Source organism: Halotalea alkalilenta (assembly GCF_001648175.1).
GTDB lineage: Bacteria > Pseudomonadota > Gammaproteobacteria > Pseudomonadales > Halomonadaceae > Halotalea > Halotalea alkalilenta_A.
Genome location: NZ_CP015243.1, coordinates 1,165,718 through 1,181,787 on the forward strand (window position 1 = coordinate 1,165,718; position 16,070 = coordinate 1,181,787).

Genomic DNA, 16,070 nt, shown 5'->3' on the forward strand with positions numbered 1-16,070 from the left:
TCGCTTGCTGGGCTTTTTTCTCGCCTGTCGCCAAGCCGCGTGGTGGTCAAATGCCGCTGTCGGGCCATTCGATCACACACTCTTCGCCGTTCGCATCGATATGCAGAAAGCGGTCGGGCGCGTCGCCGGGCTGCCAGCCACCCAGCGAGCAGCGTACTTCGATGGCCAAGGCCTGGTTGATCGCGCGGGCGAGATCTACGTCGCGCGGCCAGGGGGAGTCGGGGCTGTCGATCCACAGGCTCGAGAAACCATCGGCGGCGGTCTCGATCAGCAGTATCGGCAGTTGCGCGCCATTTTCGCTGCGCCCGGTGCCACGCCACCGGCGCTTGCCGGCGGCGACCAGGTCAGCGCTGATTTGCGCTTTCAGCCACTCCTGCAGGCGCTCGATTTGCAGCGGGGCGAGATATATCTCGATGTCCGGATAGCGCTCCATGTTCATCGCCTCGGCTCCGTGTCGTGATGGGGCGCGAGCAGCTGGGCGAGAATGCCTTGGTAGGCGACGCTGAGGCGATCCAGATCACTGGCCAGGACGCGCTCGTCGACCTGGTGGATGGTGTCGTTGAGCGGGCCGAGCTCGACCACCTGGGCACCGAGGGTAGCGATGAAGCGGCCGTCCGATGTGCCGCCCGAGGTCGAGAGCCGGGGGCGCTGCCCGGTGGCGGATTCGACCGCTTGGATCACCGCCTCGAGCAGCGCTCCTTCGGCGGTCAGGAAGGGTTCGCCGGAGAGGTTCCACTCGAGCTGGAAGTCCCGCTGCGTCTCGAGTCCGGCATCCGCGAGGATCGTCTCGACCCGTTCGATCAGCGACTGGCTGGTGCTCTCGGTGGAGAAGCGAAAGTTGAAGGTGAGCAGGGCCTCTCCCGGGATCACGTTGGTCGCACCGGTACCCGAGTCGAAGTTGGAGACCTGGAAGGTGGTCGCCGGGAAGAACTCGTTGCCTTCGTCCCAGTGCTCGGTGGTGAGTCGCGCCAGCGCCGACGCGATCAGGTGGATCGGATTGCGCGCGCGCTGTGGATAGGCCACGTGCCCCTGCACGCCGAGCACCCGCAGGCGGGCGTTGAGCGAACCTCGGCGCCCATTCTTGACCACGTCGCCGAGCCGTTCGCTGCTCGAGGGTTCGCCGACCACGCAGTAGTCGAGGCGCTCGCCTCGTTCGCGCAGCCGCTCGACCACGGCGCGGGTGCCATGGCGCGCAGGGCCTTCCTCGTCGCTGGTCAGCAGTACGGCAATGCGCCCCTGGTGATCGGGACGGTCGGTGACGAAGCGCTCGATCGCGGTGACCATCGCGGCCAGGCTGCCCTTCATGTCGGCGGCCCCGCGGGCGCGCAGATAGCCCTGCTCATCGATCGTGGGCGAGAACGGCGGGGTGGCCCAGGCGCTTTCGGGCCCGGTCGGCACCACGTCGGTGTGGCCGGCGAAGGCCAGCGTCACACCCTCGCCACGAGTGGCCCAGAGATTGGTGACGCCGCCTTCCTCGATCCACTCGAGATCGAAGCCGAGGCGCTCGAGACGAACTCCGATCAGGCGCTGGCAGCCTCGGTCGTCGGGGGTGATCGAGGGGCGCGCGAGTAGCTCGCAGGCCAGTGCCACGGTAGCACTGTCGATGGCTTGCTGTGGCGTGGCGGGGTTCGCTTGAGCGGGCATGGCAATCGGTCTTCGGCTCGACTGGTGGCCGGCCGCTCGGCGGGAGCGGCCGGCACCGTGTCAGTTGTTGGAATGGAGGGCGTCGTTGAGGGCTATCGCGCTCTTGTTGGTACGGCACTCGATGCGCCCGGTGACCGAGTGGCGGATGAACAGCATATCGGAGAGGCCGGCGAGCTCGCGCGCCGCTACGGTCTTGACCTCCTTGCCATCGGCATCGAGCACGGTGACCTTGGCGCCCGCGGTGATGTAGAGCCCGGCCTCGATCGTGCAGCGATCGCCGAGCGGAATGCCGCAGCCGGCGTTGGCGCCGATCAGGCAGTTCTCGCCCAGCGAGATGACGATGTTACCGCCGCCGGAGAGGGTGCCGAGCATCGAGGCGCCGCCGCCGATGTCCGAGTGCGCACCGACGAACACGCCCGCGGATACCCGTCCTTCGACCATGCCCGGTCCTTCGGTACCGGCGTTGAAGTTGCAAAAGCCTTCGTGCATCACCGTCGTGCCTTCACCGAGGTAGGCACCCAGACGCACCCGCGCGGTGTCGGCGATGCGAACGCCCTTGGGCACTACGTAGTCGGTCATCTTGGGGAACTTGTCCACCGAGTCGACGCTGATCACCCGGCCATCGAGCCGCGCACGCAGCTGGCGAGCGGGCAGTTCCTCGACGTCGATCGCGCCCTCGCTGCTCCAGGCGACGTTCTTGAGCAGGCCGAACATGCCGTCGAGCTTGATCCCATGGGGCTTGACCAGCCGGTGGGATAGCAGCTGCAGCTTGAGATAGACCTCCGGTGCGCTGGCGGGCGCCTGGTCCTCGTCGAGGAACAGGGCAATCAGCGGGCGCTTGGAGGTGCTGAACGCTTCGGCGATCTGCGCCTGGTCGTCGTGGCCGGCGCCGCGCAGGGCGGCGGCGAGCGTCGCGCACTGCTCGGGATGGAAGCTGACCTCCCGCTCGTCGGCGCCCGCGCCGAGGGCGCGGCGGGCTTCGCTCACCAGGGCGGCATTGGGAGCCAGCAGCGGGGCGGGATAGAAGACTTCCAGCCAGTCACCCTTGCTGTTCTGGGTGCCGATGCCGATCGCGAAACTGAACATATCTATGTCCTTGGTATAGGGGTGAATACGATGGATACGGGGCGCTCAGCGCAGGCGATCATAGGCTTCGGCGTCGAAGCCTATGATCAGTTCGTTGCCCGTGTCGAGCAGCGGGCGCTTGAGCAATGTGGGATGGTCGCCGACCAGTCGTCGAGCGCGCGCCTCGTCGAGGCCGTCGCGCTGTTCGGGATCGAGGTTGCGCCAGGTCGTACTGCGACGGTTGAGCAGCGTTTCCCAGTCGGCGCAGGCGAAGAAGCGCTCCACCAGGGTGGCGTCCAGGCGTCCATCGGCGTCGCTCGCATCCGCGCGCAAGTCGATGAAACGATGGGTGACGCCGCCCTGGTCGAGGGCGCGGCGCGCCTTGCGACAGCTGTCGCAGTTGCTGAGTCCGTAGAGCGTGATGCTCAATTTGCGCTCCTCAAAGTCTGCCGGCGGCGCTGGGGTAGGCGCCGCGAAAGGCGCGATTGTAACAAATAACCGCGCGTCCGCCGTCGCTCAAACCTCGGCGTCGAGTACCTCGCAGAGCTGGTTGATCAGCCGCTGCTTGAACGCTTCGTCGTAGATCGGCTGTTCATTGGCGTCGGTGATGAAGAAGACGTCCTCGACCCGCTCGCCGAAGGTGGCGATCTTGGCCGCTGAGATCGAGATCCCGAATTCCATGAATATCCGTCCCACCCTGGCGAGCAGCCCAGGTCGGTCGGCGGCGATCAGCTCGAGCACGCTGCCCTGGTGAAGCGCATCGTATTCGAGGGTGACCCGGGTCGGCACTCTGAAGTGCTTGAGCTGGCGGGAGGTATGCCGGCTGGCGATGCGCGGATACTCGTCGGGGTCGATCAGGCTTTCGACCAGCACGTCATGGATATGGCGCAGCCGCCCCGGATCGCGGATCGGCTGGTCATTGGCGTCGAGCAGGATGAAGGCGTTGAGCGTCCAGCCATCCAGCGTGGTGACGATCCGCGCGTCGTGGATCGAGACGTCGAGCTGGCCGAAGGCCGCGACCGTGGCGGCGAACAGGTTGGCGACCGCGCGGGTGTGGATGAATACCTTGGTGCCGCCGTCGACCATCTCTTCGGTGGGGGCGCTGATCAGCACCAGCGGCCGCGAGGGATCCTGGATCATGCCGAGGGTCTGCCAGGCGATGTCGCTCGGCGAGTAGGTGAGGAAGTAGTCCTCGCCGAAGTGTTCCCAGCGCTTCTCGACCTCGGCCACGTCGGCGTTCATCCCGCGCAGCAGCGCATAGGCCTCCTGGCGGGTGTCGTCGATCCAATCGGCGCGGTCGAACGGCTGCTCCAGACCGCGGCGTAGCGCGCGGCGCGCTTCGCCATGCAGCTGGCGCAGCAGCGCCGAGCGCCAGCCGTTCCAGAGCGTCGGGTTGGTGGCGTCGATGTCGGCGACGGTGAGCAGATAGAGATAGTCGAGATGGACTTCGTTATGCACCACCAGCGCGAATTCACGGATCACGTCGGGCTCGGCGAGGTCGCGCTTCTGCGCGGTCTGCGACATCAGCAGATGGTGCTCCACCAGCCAGGTGACCAGCTGGGTATCGCGACGGGAGAGTCCATGACGCTCGCAGAACTGGCGCGCATCGACCGCGCCGAGCTGGGAATGGTCTCCCCCTCGTCCTTTGCCTAGATCGTGGAACAGGCCGGCGATCCACAGGATCTCAAGCTTCGGCAAGTGGCGCGCCAGCTCGTAAGCGAGCGGAAAGTCGCGCTGAGCGGCGCGCCCGCGGAAGCTCTGCATGCGATCGAGTACGCGCAGGGTATGGGCGTCGACGGTATAGATGTGGAACAGGTCGTACTGCATCAGACCGATGATCCGGCCGAATTCTGGCAGGTACTTGCCGAGCACCCCATAGCGCGCCATCAGCGCCAGCTGGCGGGCGACGTCACCGCCGCTGCGCAAAAGCTCCATGAACAGGCTCTGGTGGCGTACGTCTTCACGGAAGGCATCGTCGATCAGATGGCGGTGCTCGCGGATCAGCCGGATCGTCTCGGCGCGCACCCCCTCGATCTCGGGGTGCTGGGCCATCAGCACGAAGAGCTCGAGCAGGGCGCCTGGGCGTCGCTTGAACACGTTGGGGTGACGGGCCTGGATGTGGCGGGCGTAGACCTCGAAACGATTGTTGAGGACGCGAATCTCGGGAGGCTGGTCGGCCTGGAGGATGCATTCGGAAAAGTGCTGCAGCAGCATATCGTTGAGCTCGGCCATCGTCGTCACCACCCGGTAGTAGCGGCGCATCAGCTGTTCGATGGCGAGGCTGTCCGGTTGGTCCCGATAGCCGAGCATCGCTGCGATCGTCTTCTGATGATCGAACAGCAGGCGGTCCTCGGCGCGGTGGGTGAGCTCATGGAGGGCGTAGCGCAGCTGCCACAGGAATGCCTGGCCCTGGCTGTAGATGCGCAGGTCTGAGTCGGTCATGAAGCCGCGCTCGACGATCTCCTCTATCAGCCGGGCGCCGAAGTGGCGCTTGGCCACCCATCCGATCATCTGCAGGTCGCGCAGTCCGCCGGGCGAGCTCTTGAGATTCGGCTCGAGGCTGTATTCGGAGTTGTTGAACTTGCGGTGACGGGTGATCTGCTCCTGCCATTTGCCGGCGAAGAAAGCGTCCGATGGCCACATCTTGTCCGGTGCCGTGAGCCTGCGCATTTCGTCGCGCAGTCGCTCTGGCCCGATCAGGGTCCGGGTCTCGAGCAGGTTGGTGATCACCGTGATATCGCTTCTGGCCTCGTCGACGCACTCCGCGACGGTTCGCACGCTATGGCCGATCTCGAGGCCGATGTCCCAGAGCAGGGTGATCAGCTGGGAGAGCGGCTCGCGATAGGGGGTGTCATCGGGGTCGCCGAGCAGGAACAGCAGATCGATGTCGGAGTGGGGGTGGAGCTCTCCGCGGCCGTAGCCGCCCACCGCCAGCAGCGCGATGCCCTCGAGGCTCTGCGGCCAGCGTATCCGCTCCCAGGCGAGCGTGAGGATGCGGTCCATTCCCCATGCGCGGCCATGGATCAGGTTGCGAATGTCCTCGCCCTGGTGGAAGCGAGCGTCGAGGGTCGACGACATATCGCGCAGCGCCTGCTTGAAGGCGGCGATATGGCCTGCGGTGGTGCAGGTCGAGCCCCGTTCGGCATCCAGCGCGGCGAGGCGGGCGCGTAGCCCGGCTTCGTCGAGCAGGCTCGGGTCTGGCCTGAAGCGGTAGTGGTGCAGCAGCATGGGCGTAGCTCGCGCGGTCGTCCTGGTTCAGGCGTACTCGCCGCCGAGGAATGAGAGGTCCTCGTCTTCACGCTTGGTGGTGACGATCACGCCGTCTGCGCTGACGATCAGCGTGTGTTCCCACTGTGCGGAAAGACTCTTGTCGCGGGTCACCGCGGTCCAGCCATCGCGCAGCACCTTGGTCGCCCAGCCGCCTGCGTTGATCATCGGCTCGACGGTCAGGCACATGCCTTCCTCGAGGACCGCATCGGTACGCTCGTCATAGCCGTCATAATGCAGCACCTGGGGGTCCTGGTGGAATTCCTTACCGATGCCGTGGCCGCAGAAGTCACGCACTACGCTGTAACCGTTGCTCTCGGCGTGGCGCTGGATGACCCGGCCGATCTCGGAGAGCCGGGTGCCGGCGCGCATCACCTTCATCGCCTCGTAGAGGCACTCCCGGGTAATGCGCGACAGCCGTTCTCCTTTGATGTTTTCGCCGACGATGTACATCGCGCTGGTGTCACCGTAGAAGCCGTCTTTGATGATCGTCACGTCGATGTTGAGAATGTCGCCACGCTTGAGCTTCTTGTCGAAGTCGGGAATGCCGTGGCAGACCACGTGGTTGAGCGAGATGCAGGTGGCGTGCTGGTAGCCGTGGTAGCCGATGGTCGCCGATACGCAGTCGAGATCGTCTTCGATGTAGCGATGGCACAGCCGGTCGAGCTCGCCGGTCGAGATGCCCGGCTGGATATGCGGCGCGATCATTTCCAGCACCTTGGCGGCGAGGCGTCCGGCGATCCGCAGCTTGGCGATCTCCTCCGGGGTGTAGATAGGAATGTTCATGGGGCTGAGTGGACTTCTCTGCTGACTGGGTCGGTGGGAAGGGGCATGGCGCTTCTTCCGGATACACTTAGGGGCTACAAGGATAAAGCCTCGCTGGTATGGCGAACACCCTATGGTGGGAAGCCCGTGCGGCGAGGGCTGCAGGGGAGGGTCGGGCTTCTCTTGAGAGGCTGTATGTGATATAAAGCCGCGCCTGCTTGCGTATCGAAAATCTCGCTCGCAGAGGGCGTGTGGGGTATCCGAGACTGATCTCCACGGCGGCCGCGTCGAAGTATGTGCGGCTGCGCCAAAGCAACCGCGTGCTCGCGCACGCAATCAAAACGACACCACACACGTACCGTCACATGGTCCCGGGTGCCGCTTAGCGGTCGGATCCATGGGGTGCGTGGAGGCGTAACCCGATCCAAGGAGAAGTTCCATGGCAGTAAAAATGATCGACCTGCTCAAGGCTGGTGCGCACTTCGGCCACCAGACCAAATACTGGAACCCGAAGATGAGCAAGTACATCTTCGGTGCGCGTAACAAGATTCACATCATCAACCTCGAGCATACCCTGCCGGCGCTGAACGAAGCCGTCTCGGTGGTCGAGAAGATGGCGTCGAGCAACAACAAGATCCTGTTCGTTGGCACCAAGCGCGCAGCCAGCAAGATCATTGCCGAAGAAGCGGTCCGGGTGGGGCAGCCGTTCGTCAACCACCGCTGGCTCGGCGGCATGCTGACCAACTACAAGACCATTCGTCAGTCGATCAAGCGCCTGCGTGAGCTCGAGCAGATGCACGAAGACGGCACCTTCGACAAGCTGACCAAGAAAGAGGTCCTGATGGCGACCCGCGAGCAGCACAAGCTCGAGCGTTCCATCGGCGGCATCAAGAACATGGGCGGCCTGCCCGACGCGCTGTTCGTCATCGACGTCGATCACGAGCGCATCGCGATCAACGAAGCCAACAAGCTCGGCATCCCGGTGATTGGCGTGGTCGACAGCAACTCCAATCCGGACGGCGTCGACTACGTCATCCCCGGTAACGATGACTCGATCCGCGCGATCCAGATCTACGTCCAGGCGATCGCAGACGCTTGCGCCAAGGCGAAGGAAGGTCGTCCCGACGAGTTCGTCGAGGTCGAAGAGGCTGCGGCTTCCGCTTCCGAGTGATGTCGTTGGTCGCAATGCCTTGCCCGCCATCCCGATAGGGTGAGGTGAGCGAAGGCTCGAGGGGGCCGCGGCCCCCTTTTGCATACCTGAGTCGCCGCTTCGGGCGCAGGCCTTGCGCGAACGGTGCCCTCTTCGAGGGCCTCGGACCCCCATTCAATGCAGGCCGGACGTGTTCGACACGGATCGGTCGAGAGACAACCACGGAGAATCTGGACATGGCAGCTATCAGCGCTTCTATGGTCAAGGAACTGCGCGAGCGCACCGGGCTCGGCATGATGGAGTGCAAGAAGGCGCTCCAGGAAGCCGATGGCGACATCGAGCTTGCGATCGACAACCTGCGCAAGAACGCCGGGCTCAAGTCGGCCAAGAAGGCCGGCCGCATCGCCGCCGAAGGTGCGATCGTCACCCGTACCGCCGAGGATGCAAGCCTTGCGGTGCTGCTCGAAGTCAACTCCGAGACCGACTTCGTCTCGCGCGACGACAACTTCAAGGGCTTCGCCCAGCGCGTCGTCGACCGCGTGTTCGAGACCAGGAACCAGGACATCGCCTCGCTGATGGAAGGCGAGCTCGAGGACGCCCGCAGCCAGCTGGTGCAGAAGATCGGTGAGAACATCAGCGTTCGTCGCGCTGCGGTGATCGAAGCGCCGGAAGGTGGCAAGGTCGGTGCCTATGTGCACGGTGACCGGATCGGTGCCGTCGTGGTGCTCAAAGGCGGCAGCGAAGAAGTCGCGCGCGACATCGCGATGCACGTGGCTGCGATCAACCCGGCGGTAGCGCTTCCCGAAGACATGCCGCAGGAGAAGCTCGACCACGAGAAGTCGATCATCCTGGCGCAGCCCGATATGGCCGGCAAGCCGGCCGAGATCGCCGAGAAGATGGTTCAGGGGCGGTTGAAGAAGTATCTGGCCGAGAACAGCCTGGTCGCCCAGCCGTTCGTCAAGGATCCGAACCAGACCGTCGCCGAGTATGCCAAGCAGGCGGGTGGCGAGGTGGTCTCGTTCGTGCGCTTCGAAGTCGGCGAAGGTATCGAGAAAGAAGAAGTCGACTTCGCCAAGGAAGTCATGGAGCAGGCGCGGCGCAGCTGAGCCTGGCTCAAAACCGCGTATTTCCATGCCGTTGCGCTGGCGCGGCACGGAGATTGTATCGACAATGGCGTGCGTTCGCGCACGCCATTGCGTGTCCGGCACTTGGTGACGAGCGTCGGTACGCAGGCCATACCCCTCCCTTCATCTCATTCGTCCGCCCAGGAGAGTGTCAATGTCCATCCCCAACGACCGCAACGCCAAGTACAAGCGAATCCTGCTGAAGCTATCCGGCGAGGCCCTGATGGGCGAGCTGGACTTCGGCATCGATCCCAAGGTGCTCGATCGGATGGCGCTGGAGATCGGTCAGTTGGTGGGCATCGGCGTGCAGGTCGGGCTGGTGATCGGCGGCGGCAACCTGTTTCGCGGCGCCGCGCTCAGCGCCGCCGGCATGGATCGAGTGACCGGTGATCACATGGGCATGCTCGCCACGGTGATGAACGGCCTGGCGATGCGGGATGCGCTCGAGCGTGCCAGCATCCGTTCGCGAGTGATGTCGGCGATCCCGATGAGCGGGGTGGTCGAACACTACGATCGCCGCACCGCGATCCGCTATTTGACCTCCGGTGACGTGGTGATCTTCTCCGCAGGCACCGGTAATCCCTTCTTCACCACCGATTCGGCGGCCTGCCTGCGCGGTATCGAGATCGATGCCAATGTGGTGATCAAGGCGACCAAAGTGGATGGCGTCTACGATTGCGATCCGGTGAAGCACCCCAATGCGGTAAAATACGATCGTCTCGATTACGATGCGGTGCTCGATCAGAAGCTCGGTGTGATGGATTTGACCGCCATCTGTCTGGTGCGGGACCATGACATGCCGGTGCGCGTGTTCGACATGACCAAGCCAGGCGCGCTGCTCAACCTGGTGATGGGTGGCAAGGAAGGCACGCTGATCGATCGCGGCGAGTGAGCGGCGGGGCGGTTGCCCCGCTCGAGAGTAAAGCGGGCGGTGAAGCGCCGTCCGATACATCTTAGGTTCAGAGGGAAGTCTCCGTGATCAACGACATTCACAAGGACGCCGAGACGCGGATGCAGAAGAGCGTCGAGTCCATGCGCTCCGCGTTCCAGAAGATTCGCACCGGACGTGCCCACCCGAGTTTGCTCGAGGCGATCAAGGTCGACTACTACGGCAGCGAGGTGCCGATCACCCAGGTCGCCAACGTCAACGTAGAGGATGCGCGCACGCTCGCCGTGGTGCCGTGGGAGAAAGCCATGGTGCCGAAGGTCGAGAAGGCGATCCTGACCTCCGATCTTGGGCTCAATCCATCGAGCGCCGGTACGGTGATCCGCGTGCCCATGCCGCCGCTGACCGAGGAGACCCGGCGCAGCTATACTCGCCAGGCGCGTGCCGAGGCCGAGCAGGGCAAGGTGGCGGTCCGCAACGTGCGCCGTGATGCCAACGGCGATGTCAAAGCGCTGCTCAAGGAGAAGGAGATTTCCGAGGACGAGGCCCGCCAGTCCGAGGATACGATCCAGAAGCTGACCGACAAGTACATCGCTGAGATCGATCAGCTGCTCGAGCAGAAAGAACACGACCTGATGCAGGTCTGACGCTCGCACATGTCCCCAACCATGACCTCGAACACTTCGAACGTCCGCGCCCAGGGCCCAGTGCCGCGACACGTCGCGGTGATCATGGATGGCAACAACCGCTGGGCCCGCTCGCGTGGACTCTCCGGGGTGCGTGGGCATCACGCTGGCGTCGAAGCGGTGCGCGCGGTGGTACGCCGCGCGGCCGAGCGCGGTGTCGAAGCGATGACGCTGTTCGCATTCTCCAGCGAGAACTGGAAGCGCCCTGCCACCGAAGTGAGCGCTTTGATGGAGCTGTTCGTGCTGGCGCTCAAGCGCGAGGTGGGCAAGCTCAACCGCAACAACATCCGCCTTTCGGTGATCGGTGATCGCGCCCGGCTACATCCCTCGCTGGTCAAGCTGATCGACGGTGCCGAGCGCAAGACCCGCGATAACGATGGAATGCACCTGTTCATTGCGGTCAACTACGGTGGTCGTTGGGACATCGCCGAGGCCACCCGCCGGCTGGCCGAGCGGGTGGCTCGTGGCGAGCTAGATCCTGGGGAGATCGATGAGTCGATGATCTCCCGCGAGCTCGACAGCGGTGACGTTCCCGATGTCGATCTGTGCATCCGGACCAGTGGCGAGCAGCGCATCAGCAATTTTCTGCTCTGGCAGCTCGCCTATGCGGAGCTTTTCTTCTCCCCGCTCTATTGGCCGGATTTCGGTGCCGAGGCTTTCGACGAAGCGCTCGAAGCATTCGCTCAGCGCACGCGTCGTTTCGGCATGACCGATGAGCAGATCGAGGTACAGGGTGCTTAAACAACGTTTCTTGACCGCATTGGCGATCGGTCCTATTTCGCTAGTGCTGCTCTTTACCCTCGGTGGTGGCTGGTTCGCTTGTTTCGTCGGTGCGATTGTGGTGCTTTCCGCCTGGGAATGGGCCAATCTGGCCGGTTTCGGCGATAATCGCGAGCGTACGCTGTTCGCCCTCGCGATCTGTGTGGTGCTGTCGCTGGCCTGGTCGAGCGGCGTGGTCTGGCAGCGCTGGCCGCTGTGGCTGGCATTCTGGGGCTGGCTTTTGTGCTGCTACTGGGTCGTGCGCTATCCCGCGTCCGAATCGCAGTGGAATGGTCGCGCGATGCGCCTGGCGATGGGCGTGGGGGCGCTGGTGCCGTGTTGGATCGGCTTGAACCAGCTGCGCGTCGAGCCTCTCTGGCTGCTCTACGTGCTGTTCGTCGTCTGGGGTGCCGATATCAGCGCCTACTTCGCTGGCCGCGCCTTCGGCAACCGTAAGCTGGCACCGCGGGTCAGTCCGGGCAAGTCCTGGGCCGGGGTCTACGGTGGGCTCGCCGGCACCGCGGTACTGGCGGTGCTGATGGCGCTGATCGAAGGCCTTGGATTCGGCGAATTCATCTGGCTCGTGATCGTCACCTGGATCGTCACCTTCGCTTCCGTGCTCGGCGATCTCTGCGAGAGCATGCTCAAGCGCCATCGTGGGCTCAAGGACTCGAGCCAGCTGTTGCCTGGGCATGGAGGTATTCTCGACCGAGTCGACAGTCTCACCGCCGCGGTGCCGATCTTCGCCTTGCTAGCCCCCTGGGTCGGCAGTTGAGCATCGCCGTGCTTTTGCCCGCTGAGGAAACACCATGAGCGCGCTGCAGAACATCCTTGCGGTCATCGTCGTACTCGGCGTATTGATCACTATTCATGAATTCGGCCACTTCTGGGTGGCGCGGCGCTGTGGCGTCAAGGTGTTGCGTTTCTCGGTCGGATTCGGCAAGCCGCTGTGGTCGCGGACCGATCGACACGGCACCGAGTTCGTGGTCGCCGCGATCCCGCTCGGTGGCTACGTGAAGATGCTCGACGAGCGCGAGGGCAACGTCCCTGAGGCGGAGCTCCATCGCGCTTTCAACCGCAAGAGTGTCTATCAGCGGATCGCCATCGTCGCGGCCGGCCCCGTCGCCAACTTCCTGCTCGCGATCATCGCCTACTGGGCGCTGTTCATCTACGGTACCAGCGTGGTGGCGCCGGTGGTCGGCGCTGTCGCGCCCGGCTCTCCCGCAGAGCTCGGTGGGCTGCGCGGTGGCGAGGAGATCGTTCGGGTCGAGGGATCTCCGACCCCCTCCTGGCAGGAGGTCAGTCTCAAGCTGATCGGGGAGATCGGTCGCGACGGCTCTCTGGTGATCGACACCGCCGACGGAGCAGAGCATCGGCTGCCGGTGCAGGCGTACATGGTGCGCCAGGATCCGCCGCGTCCGCTCGAGACCCTCGGCATCACTCCCTGGCAGCCGCCTATCGAAGCGCGGTTGGGCCAGGTGCTCGCCGATGGCCCCGCGGCGCAGGCTGGGCTCGAGAGCGGCGACCGTGTGCTCGCCGTCGACGGCGAGCCGATCGAAGACTGGAACGTGTTGGTCGAGCGCGTCCGGGCATCGAGTGGACAGACATTGAGCCTCGAGGTTGAGAGCCAGGCCGGAGTGCAGCGCAGCATCGAGCTGACACCGCAGCCGCGCGAGCTCGACGGTGGCGAGACGATCGGCTACATCGGCGCGGCGGCGGTTCCCCCCGAATGGCCGGCCGAGTACCTGCGCGAGATCCGCTATTCGCCGTTCGCGGCGCTGCCCCAGGCGGTGGGCAAGACCTGGGAGATGACTTGGCTGACCGTCGACTCCATCCGCAAGATGGTGGTGGGCCTGATCTCGCCGAGCAATCTATCGGGACCTGTGACCATCGCCCGTGTGGCGGGGGATTCGGCGCGCAGCGGCCTTGAAACCTTCGTTGGTTTCCTCGCCTATCTGTCGATCAGCCTCGGGGTGCTCAACCTGTTGCCTATCCCGGTGCTCGACGGTGGCCATCTTCTCTATTTCATCATCGAGGCCGTGCGTGGCCGCCCGGTCTCCGAGCGAGTGCAGCTCGCCGGACTCAAGGTCGGCGTGGTATTGATCGGTACGTTGATGGTGATGGCGCTCTACTTCGACCTGCTGCGTCTTTGAACCGCTCGCCGCACGCCTCCCGGTATCCTGCAAGGCCTGCGGCGGAGCGGGTTGGAACCCCTGATGATCCTGGATCGTGGAAGCTTTCGCCCGCGCTTGTCAGGTGGGGGGGCTTGTGTATAAGGTGCCTGTGCACGATGGAGGGCCGCTCGCCGGTCCAGCGGCGTGTTCGGCGGCAGGATCTTGAAAAGCGACCCGAAAGAAGCGAAATGACGGCATGAAGATAAAGACCCTCGGTTTGGCAGTATGGTTGCTTGGCAGCTCCCAAGTGGCGTTCGCTGCGTCTTTCGAAGTTTCGGACATTCGCGTGGAGGGGCTGCAACGGGTGTCGGCCGGGACGGTCTTCAACGTGCTTCCGTTCACCGCTCGCCAGACCATCGATGAGAACGCTCTGAGCAGCGCCGGACAGGCGCTGTTCCGTACCGGGCTGTTCGACGACGTGAGTTTCGATCGCGATGGCAATGTGCTCGTGGTCAGGGTCCAGGAGCGGCCCTCGATCGCTCAGATCAACATCACCGGCAATCGTCAGATATCCACCGACGATTTGCGCAATGGCTTGAACCAGACCGGAATCAGCGAAGGCCAGGTGCTGCAGCGCTCCACCCTCGAAGAGGTCCAGCGAGAGCTCGAGCAGGTCTATCAGGGCCAGGGACGCTACAGCGCGAGAATCACCACTTCGGTGGTCAACCTCGACAGCAACCGCGCCCAGGTCAACATCAACATCGACGAAGGCGCGGTTGCCCGGATCCAGCAGATCAACCTGGTCGGCAACCACGCCTTCAGCGATGACGAGCTGCGTCGCCAGTTCGAGCTCGCCGACAAGCCGGGCTGGTTCTTCGGCTGGTTCTCGAGCGATCGCTACTCGCGCGAGGCGCTCACCGGTGATCTCGACCGCCTGCGCGCCTTCTATCTCGATCGCGGCTACGTCAATTTCAACATCACGTCGACCCAGGTCTCGATCAGCCCCGACAAGTCGGCGATCTACGTCACCGTCAACCTCGACGAGGGCGATCGCTACACGATCGACAAGATCAACTTCGCCGGTTCGCTCGAGATGAGCGAGGAGCGGGCCCGCTCGCTGGTGACCGCCCAACCGGGGCAGGTATACAACCAGTCGCTGTTGACCCAGTCCTCCGAGGCGTTGCGTCAGGCGCTAGGCAACGAAGGCTTCACGTTCGCCAACGTGGACGCGGTTCCCCGGGTCAACGAAAACGGCGATACGGTCGACGTCACCTTCAATGTCGATCCGGGCCAGCGTGCCTACGTGCGTCGGGTCAACTTCCGGGGTAATACCACCACCGCGGACGAGGTCCTGCGCCGTGAACTGGTGCAGATGGAGGGCGCGCCCGCGTCGGCGGAGAGCATTCGCCAGTCGCAGGAACGGCTGCAACGCCTGGGCTTCTTCAGCCAGGTCGAGGTCGAGACCACACCGGTGGCCGGTGAGTCCGACCAGCTCGACGTCAACTACAACGTCACCGAGCAGCCCTCCGGCAGCATCTCGGCAAGCGTAGGCTTCGCCCAGTCCGAAGGGATCATCTACGGTGCGTCGCTTTCGCAGAGCAACTTCCTCGGCAGTGGCAACCGGGTCGACATCGGCGCCCAGCAGAGCAGGTACTACACCAGCCTGCGCTTCAGCTTCACCGACCCCTACTGGACGTTGAGCGGGATCTCGCGCGGCTACGATGTCTACTACCGTAGTACCGACTACGAAGACTCCGACATCTCGACCTACTCGAGCGACGCCATCGGCGGCGGGATCAACTTCGGCTATCCGATTAGCGATCTCTCGCGGCTCAACTTCGGGCTCGGCGTCGAGCACCTGACCCTCGACACCTACACCGATACGCCGGAAGAGATATATCGCTACGTCCAGAACGAAGGCGACACCTTCGACAGCTACAAGCTGACCACCAGTTGGACGCGCAACAACCTCAACCGGGGCGTGTTGCCGACCAGCGGTAGCTACCAGCAGGTCGCGCTCGAAGCGGCCGGCCCCGGCAGCGACGCTGAGTTCTTCAAGCTGCGCTATCGCGGACAGAAGCTGTTCGAGCTCAATCCTGAGTGGGCGCTCAAGTTCCGCACCGAACTGGGCTACGCCGACAGCTATGGCGACACCGACGTCTATCCATTCTTCGAGAACTTCTATGCCGGTGGTCTGGGCTCGGTGCGCGGGTTCCGCAGCAACACCCTCGGGCAGAGGACCACGGCCCGCGGCGATGGTGACGAGGATACCCTGGGCGGCAACATCCTGATCGAGGGTTCGGCCGAGCTGATCTTCCCGCTTCCGTTCATCGAGGATCGTCGCCAGTTGCAGAGCTCGTTCTTCTTCGATACCGGTAATACCTATCTGAGCGACTGCTATGCCACTGGCGATACCGCGTCCCAGTGTAGTTCGGGGATCGACCTGGGCGAGCTGCGTTACTCGGTGGGTGTCGGGCTCTCGTGGCTGACCCCGGTAGGACCGCTGACCTTCAGCCTGGCACAGCCGCTGAACCGGAAAAGCGACGATGAGTCACAGGTATTCCAGTTCTCGCTGGGACAAACGTTCTGATTCGGGTGAAAGCCCGATGA

14 protein-coding genes are annotated in these 16,070 nt (G+C 64.1%); 8 read left to right on the plus strand and 6 right to left on the minus strand.

From position 1 onward, the window contains the following. Window positions 1–46: 46 nt before the first annotated feature. The 6 genes from A5892_RS05170 to map all read right to left on the minus strand — a co-directional run bounded on the left by A5892_RS05170 (window position 47) and on the right by map (window position 6,762). On the minus strand, window positions 47–439 hold the full coding sequence (locus A5892_RS05170) for a hypothetical protein (RefSeq protein WP_317627712.1): 393 nt from the start codon (window positions 437–439) through the stop codon (window positions 47–49). Continuing rightward, entirely contained in the window at window positions 436–1,644 is a 1,209-nt protein-coding gene (gene dapE, locus A5892_RS05175; protein WP_064121895.1) for a succinyl-diaminopimelate desuccinylase, read from the minus strand. The genes A5892_RS05170 and dapE overlap by 4 nt, the downstream gene beginning before the upstream one ends. Window positions 1,645–1,704: 60 nt before the next feature. Then, window positions 1,705–2,730, minus strand: a complete 1,026-nt coding sequence (dapD, locus tag A5892_RS05180) for a 2,3,4,5-tetrahydropyridine-2,6-dicarboxylate N-succinyltransferase (protein ID WP_027349478.1) — start codon at window positions 2,728–2,730, stop codon at window positions 1,705–1,707. A gap of 45 nt (window positions 2,731–2,775) precedes the next feature. After that, entirely contained in the window at window positions 2,776–3,138 is a 363-nt protein-coding gene (locus tag A5892_RS05185) for an ArsC/Spx/MgsR family protein (protein WP_027349477.1), read from the minus strand. 87 nt (window positions 3,139–3,225) lie between these two features. Then, window positions 3,226–5,937, minus strand: coding sequence for a [protein-PII] uridylyltransferase (locus A5892_RS05190; RefSeq protein WP_064121896.1), 2,712 nt, complete (start codon window positions 5,935–5,937; stop codon window positions 3,226–3,228). Window positions 5,938–5,964: 27 nt separating this feature from the next. Then, entirely contained in the window at window positions 5,965–6,762 is a 798-nt protein-coding gene (gene map, locus A5892_RS05195) for a type I methionyl aminopeptidase (protein WP_064121897.1), read from the minus strand. 418 nt (window positions 6,763–7,180) lie between these two features. Here map and rpsB point away from each other — a divergent pair, with 418 nt between their 5' ends. From rpsB to bamA, 8 genes are all read left to right on the plus strand, one after another. Further along, the gene (gene rpsB, locus A5892_RS05200) at window positions 7,181–7,912 is read left to right on the plus strand and encodes a 30S ribosomal protein S2 (RefSeq protein WP_064121898.1); all 732 of its coding nucleotides are present in this window, start codon (window positions 7,181–7,183) and stop codon (window positions 7,910–7,912) included. 215 nt (window positions 7,913–8,127) lie between these two features. After that, the gene (gene tsf / locus A5892_RS05205; RefSeq protein WP_064121899.1) at window positions 8,128–8,997 is read left to right on the plus strand and encodes a translation elongation factor Ts; all 870 of its coding nucleotides are present in this window, start codon (window positions 8,128–8,130) and stop codon (window positions 8,995–8,997) included. A 172-nt stretch (window positions 8,998–9,169) separates the two neighbouring features. Next, the gene (gene pyrH / locus A5892_RS05210; protein WP_027349472.1) at window positions 9,170–9,907 is read left to right on the plus strand and encodes a UMP kinase; all 738 of its coding nucleotides are present in this window, start codon (window positions 9,170–9,172) and stop codon (window positions 9,905–9,907) included. Window positions 9,908–9,990: 83 nt separating this feature from the next. Next, window positions 9,991–10,548, plus strand: coding sequence for a ribosome recycling factor (gene frr / locus A5892_RS05215; protein WP_027349471.1), 558 nt, complete (start codon window positions 9,991–9,993; stop codon window positions 10,546–10,548). A gap of 21 nt (window positions 10,549–10,569) precedes the next feature. Next, window positions 10,570–11,328, plus strand: coding sequence for a polyprenyl diphosphate synthase (gene uppS, locus A5892_RS05220; RefSeq protein ID WP_082890592.1), 759 nt, complete (start codon window positions 10,570–10,572; stop codon window positions 11,326–11,328). After that, on the plus strand, window positions 11,321–12,121 hold the full coding sequence (locus A5892_RS05225; RefSeq protein ID WP_064121901.1) for a CDP-archaeol synthase: 801 nt from the start codon (window positions 11,321–11,323) through the stop codon (window positions 12,119–12,121). The genes uppS and A5892_RS05225 overlap by 8 nt, the downstream gene beginning before the upstream one ends. A 34-nt stretch (window positions 12,122–12,155) precedes the next feature. Continuing rightward, a complete protein-coding gene (gene rseP, locus A5892_RS05230; protein ID WP_064121902.1) occupies window positions 12,156–13,499 on the plus strand; it encodes an RIP metalloprotease RseP in 1,344 nt (447 codons plus the stop codon). Between the two features lie 217 nt (window positions 13,500–13,716). Continuing rightward, the gene (gene bamA, locus A5892_RS05235) at window positions 13,717–16,050 is read left to right on the plus strand and encodes an outer membrane protein assembly factor BamA (RefSeq protein ID WP_150123489.1); all 2,334 of its coding nucleotides are present in this window, start codon (window positions 13,717–13,719) and stop codon (window positions 16,048–16,050) included. The last annotated feature ends 20 nt before the right edge of the window (window positions 16,051–16,070 follow it).

Bases quoted from the DNA above. Each gene is read 5' to 3' on its own strand.
- A5892_RS05170 (WP_317627712.1), bottom strand. From the start codon at position 439: ATGAACATGGAGCGCTATCCGGACATCGAGATATATCTCGCCCCGCTG.
- dapE (WP_064121895.1), bottom strand. From the start codon at position 1,644: ATGCCCGCTCAAGCGAACCCCGCCACGCCACAGCAAGCCATCGACAGT.
- dapD (WP_027349478.1), bottom strand. From the start codon at position 2,730: ATGTTCAGTTTCGCGATCGGCATCGGCACCCAGAACAGCAAGGGTGAC.
- A5892_RS05190 (WP_064121896.1), bottom strand. From the start codon at position 5,937: ATGCTGCTGCACCACTACCGCTTCAGGCCAGACCCGAGCCTGCTCGAC.
- map (WP_064121897.1), bottom strand. From the start codon at position 6,762: ATGAACATTCCTATCTACACCCCGGAGGAGATCGCCAAGCTGCGGATC.
- rpsB (WP_064121898.1), top strand. From the start codon at position 7,181: ATGGCAGTAAAAATGATCGACCTGCTCAAGGCTGGTGCGCACTTCGGC.
- tsf (WP_064121899.1), top strand. From the start codon at position 8,128: ATGGCAGCTATCAGCGCTTCTATGGTCAAGGAACTGCGCGAGCGCACC.
- pyrH (WP_027349472.1), top strand. From the start codon at position 9,170: ATGTCCATCCCCAACGACCGCAACGCCAAGTACAAGCGAATCCTGCTG.
- uppS (WP_082890592.1), top strand. From the start codon at position 10,570: ATGACCTCGAACACTTCGAACGTCCGCGCCCAGGGCCCAGTGCCGCGA.
- rseP (WP_064121902.1), top strand. From the start codon at position 12,156: ATGAGCGCGCTGCAGAACATCCTTGCGGTCATCGTCGTACTCGGCGTA.
- bamA (WP_150123489.1), top strand. From the start codon at position 13,717: ATGAAGATAAAGACCCTCGGTTTGGCAGTATGGTTGCTTGGCAGCTCC.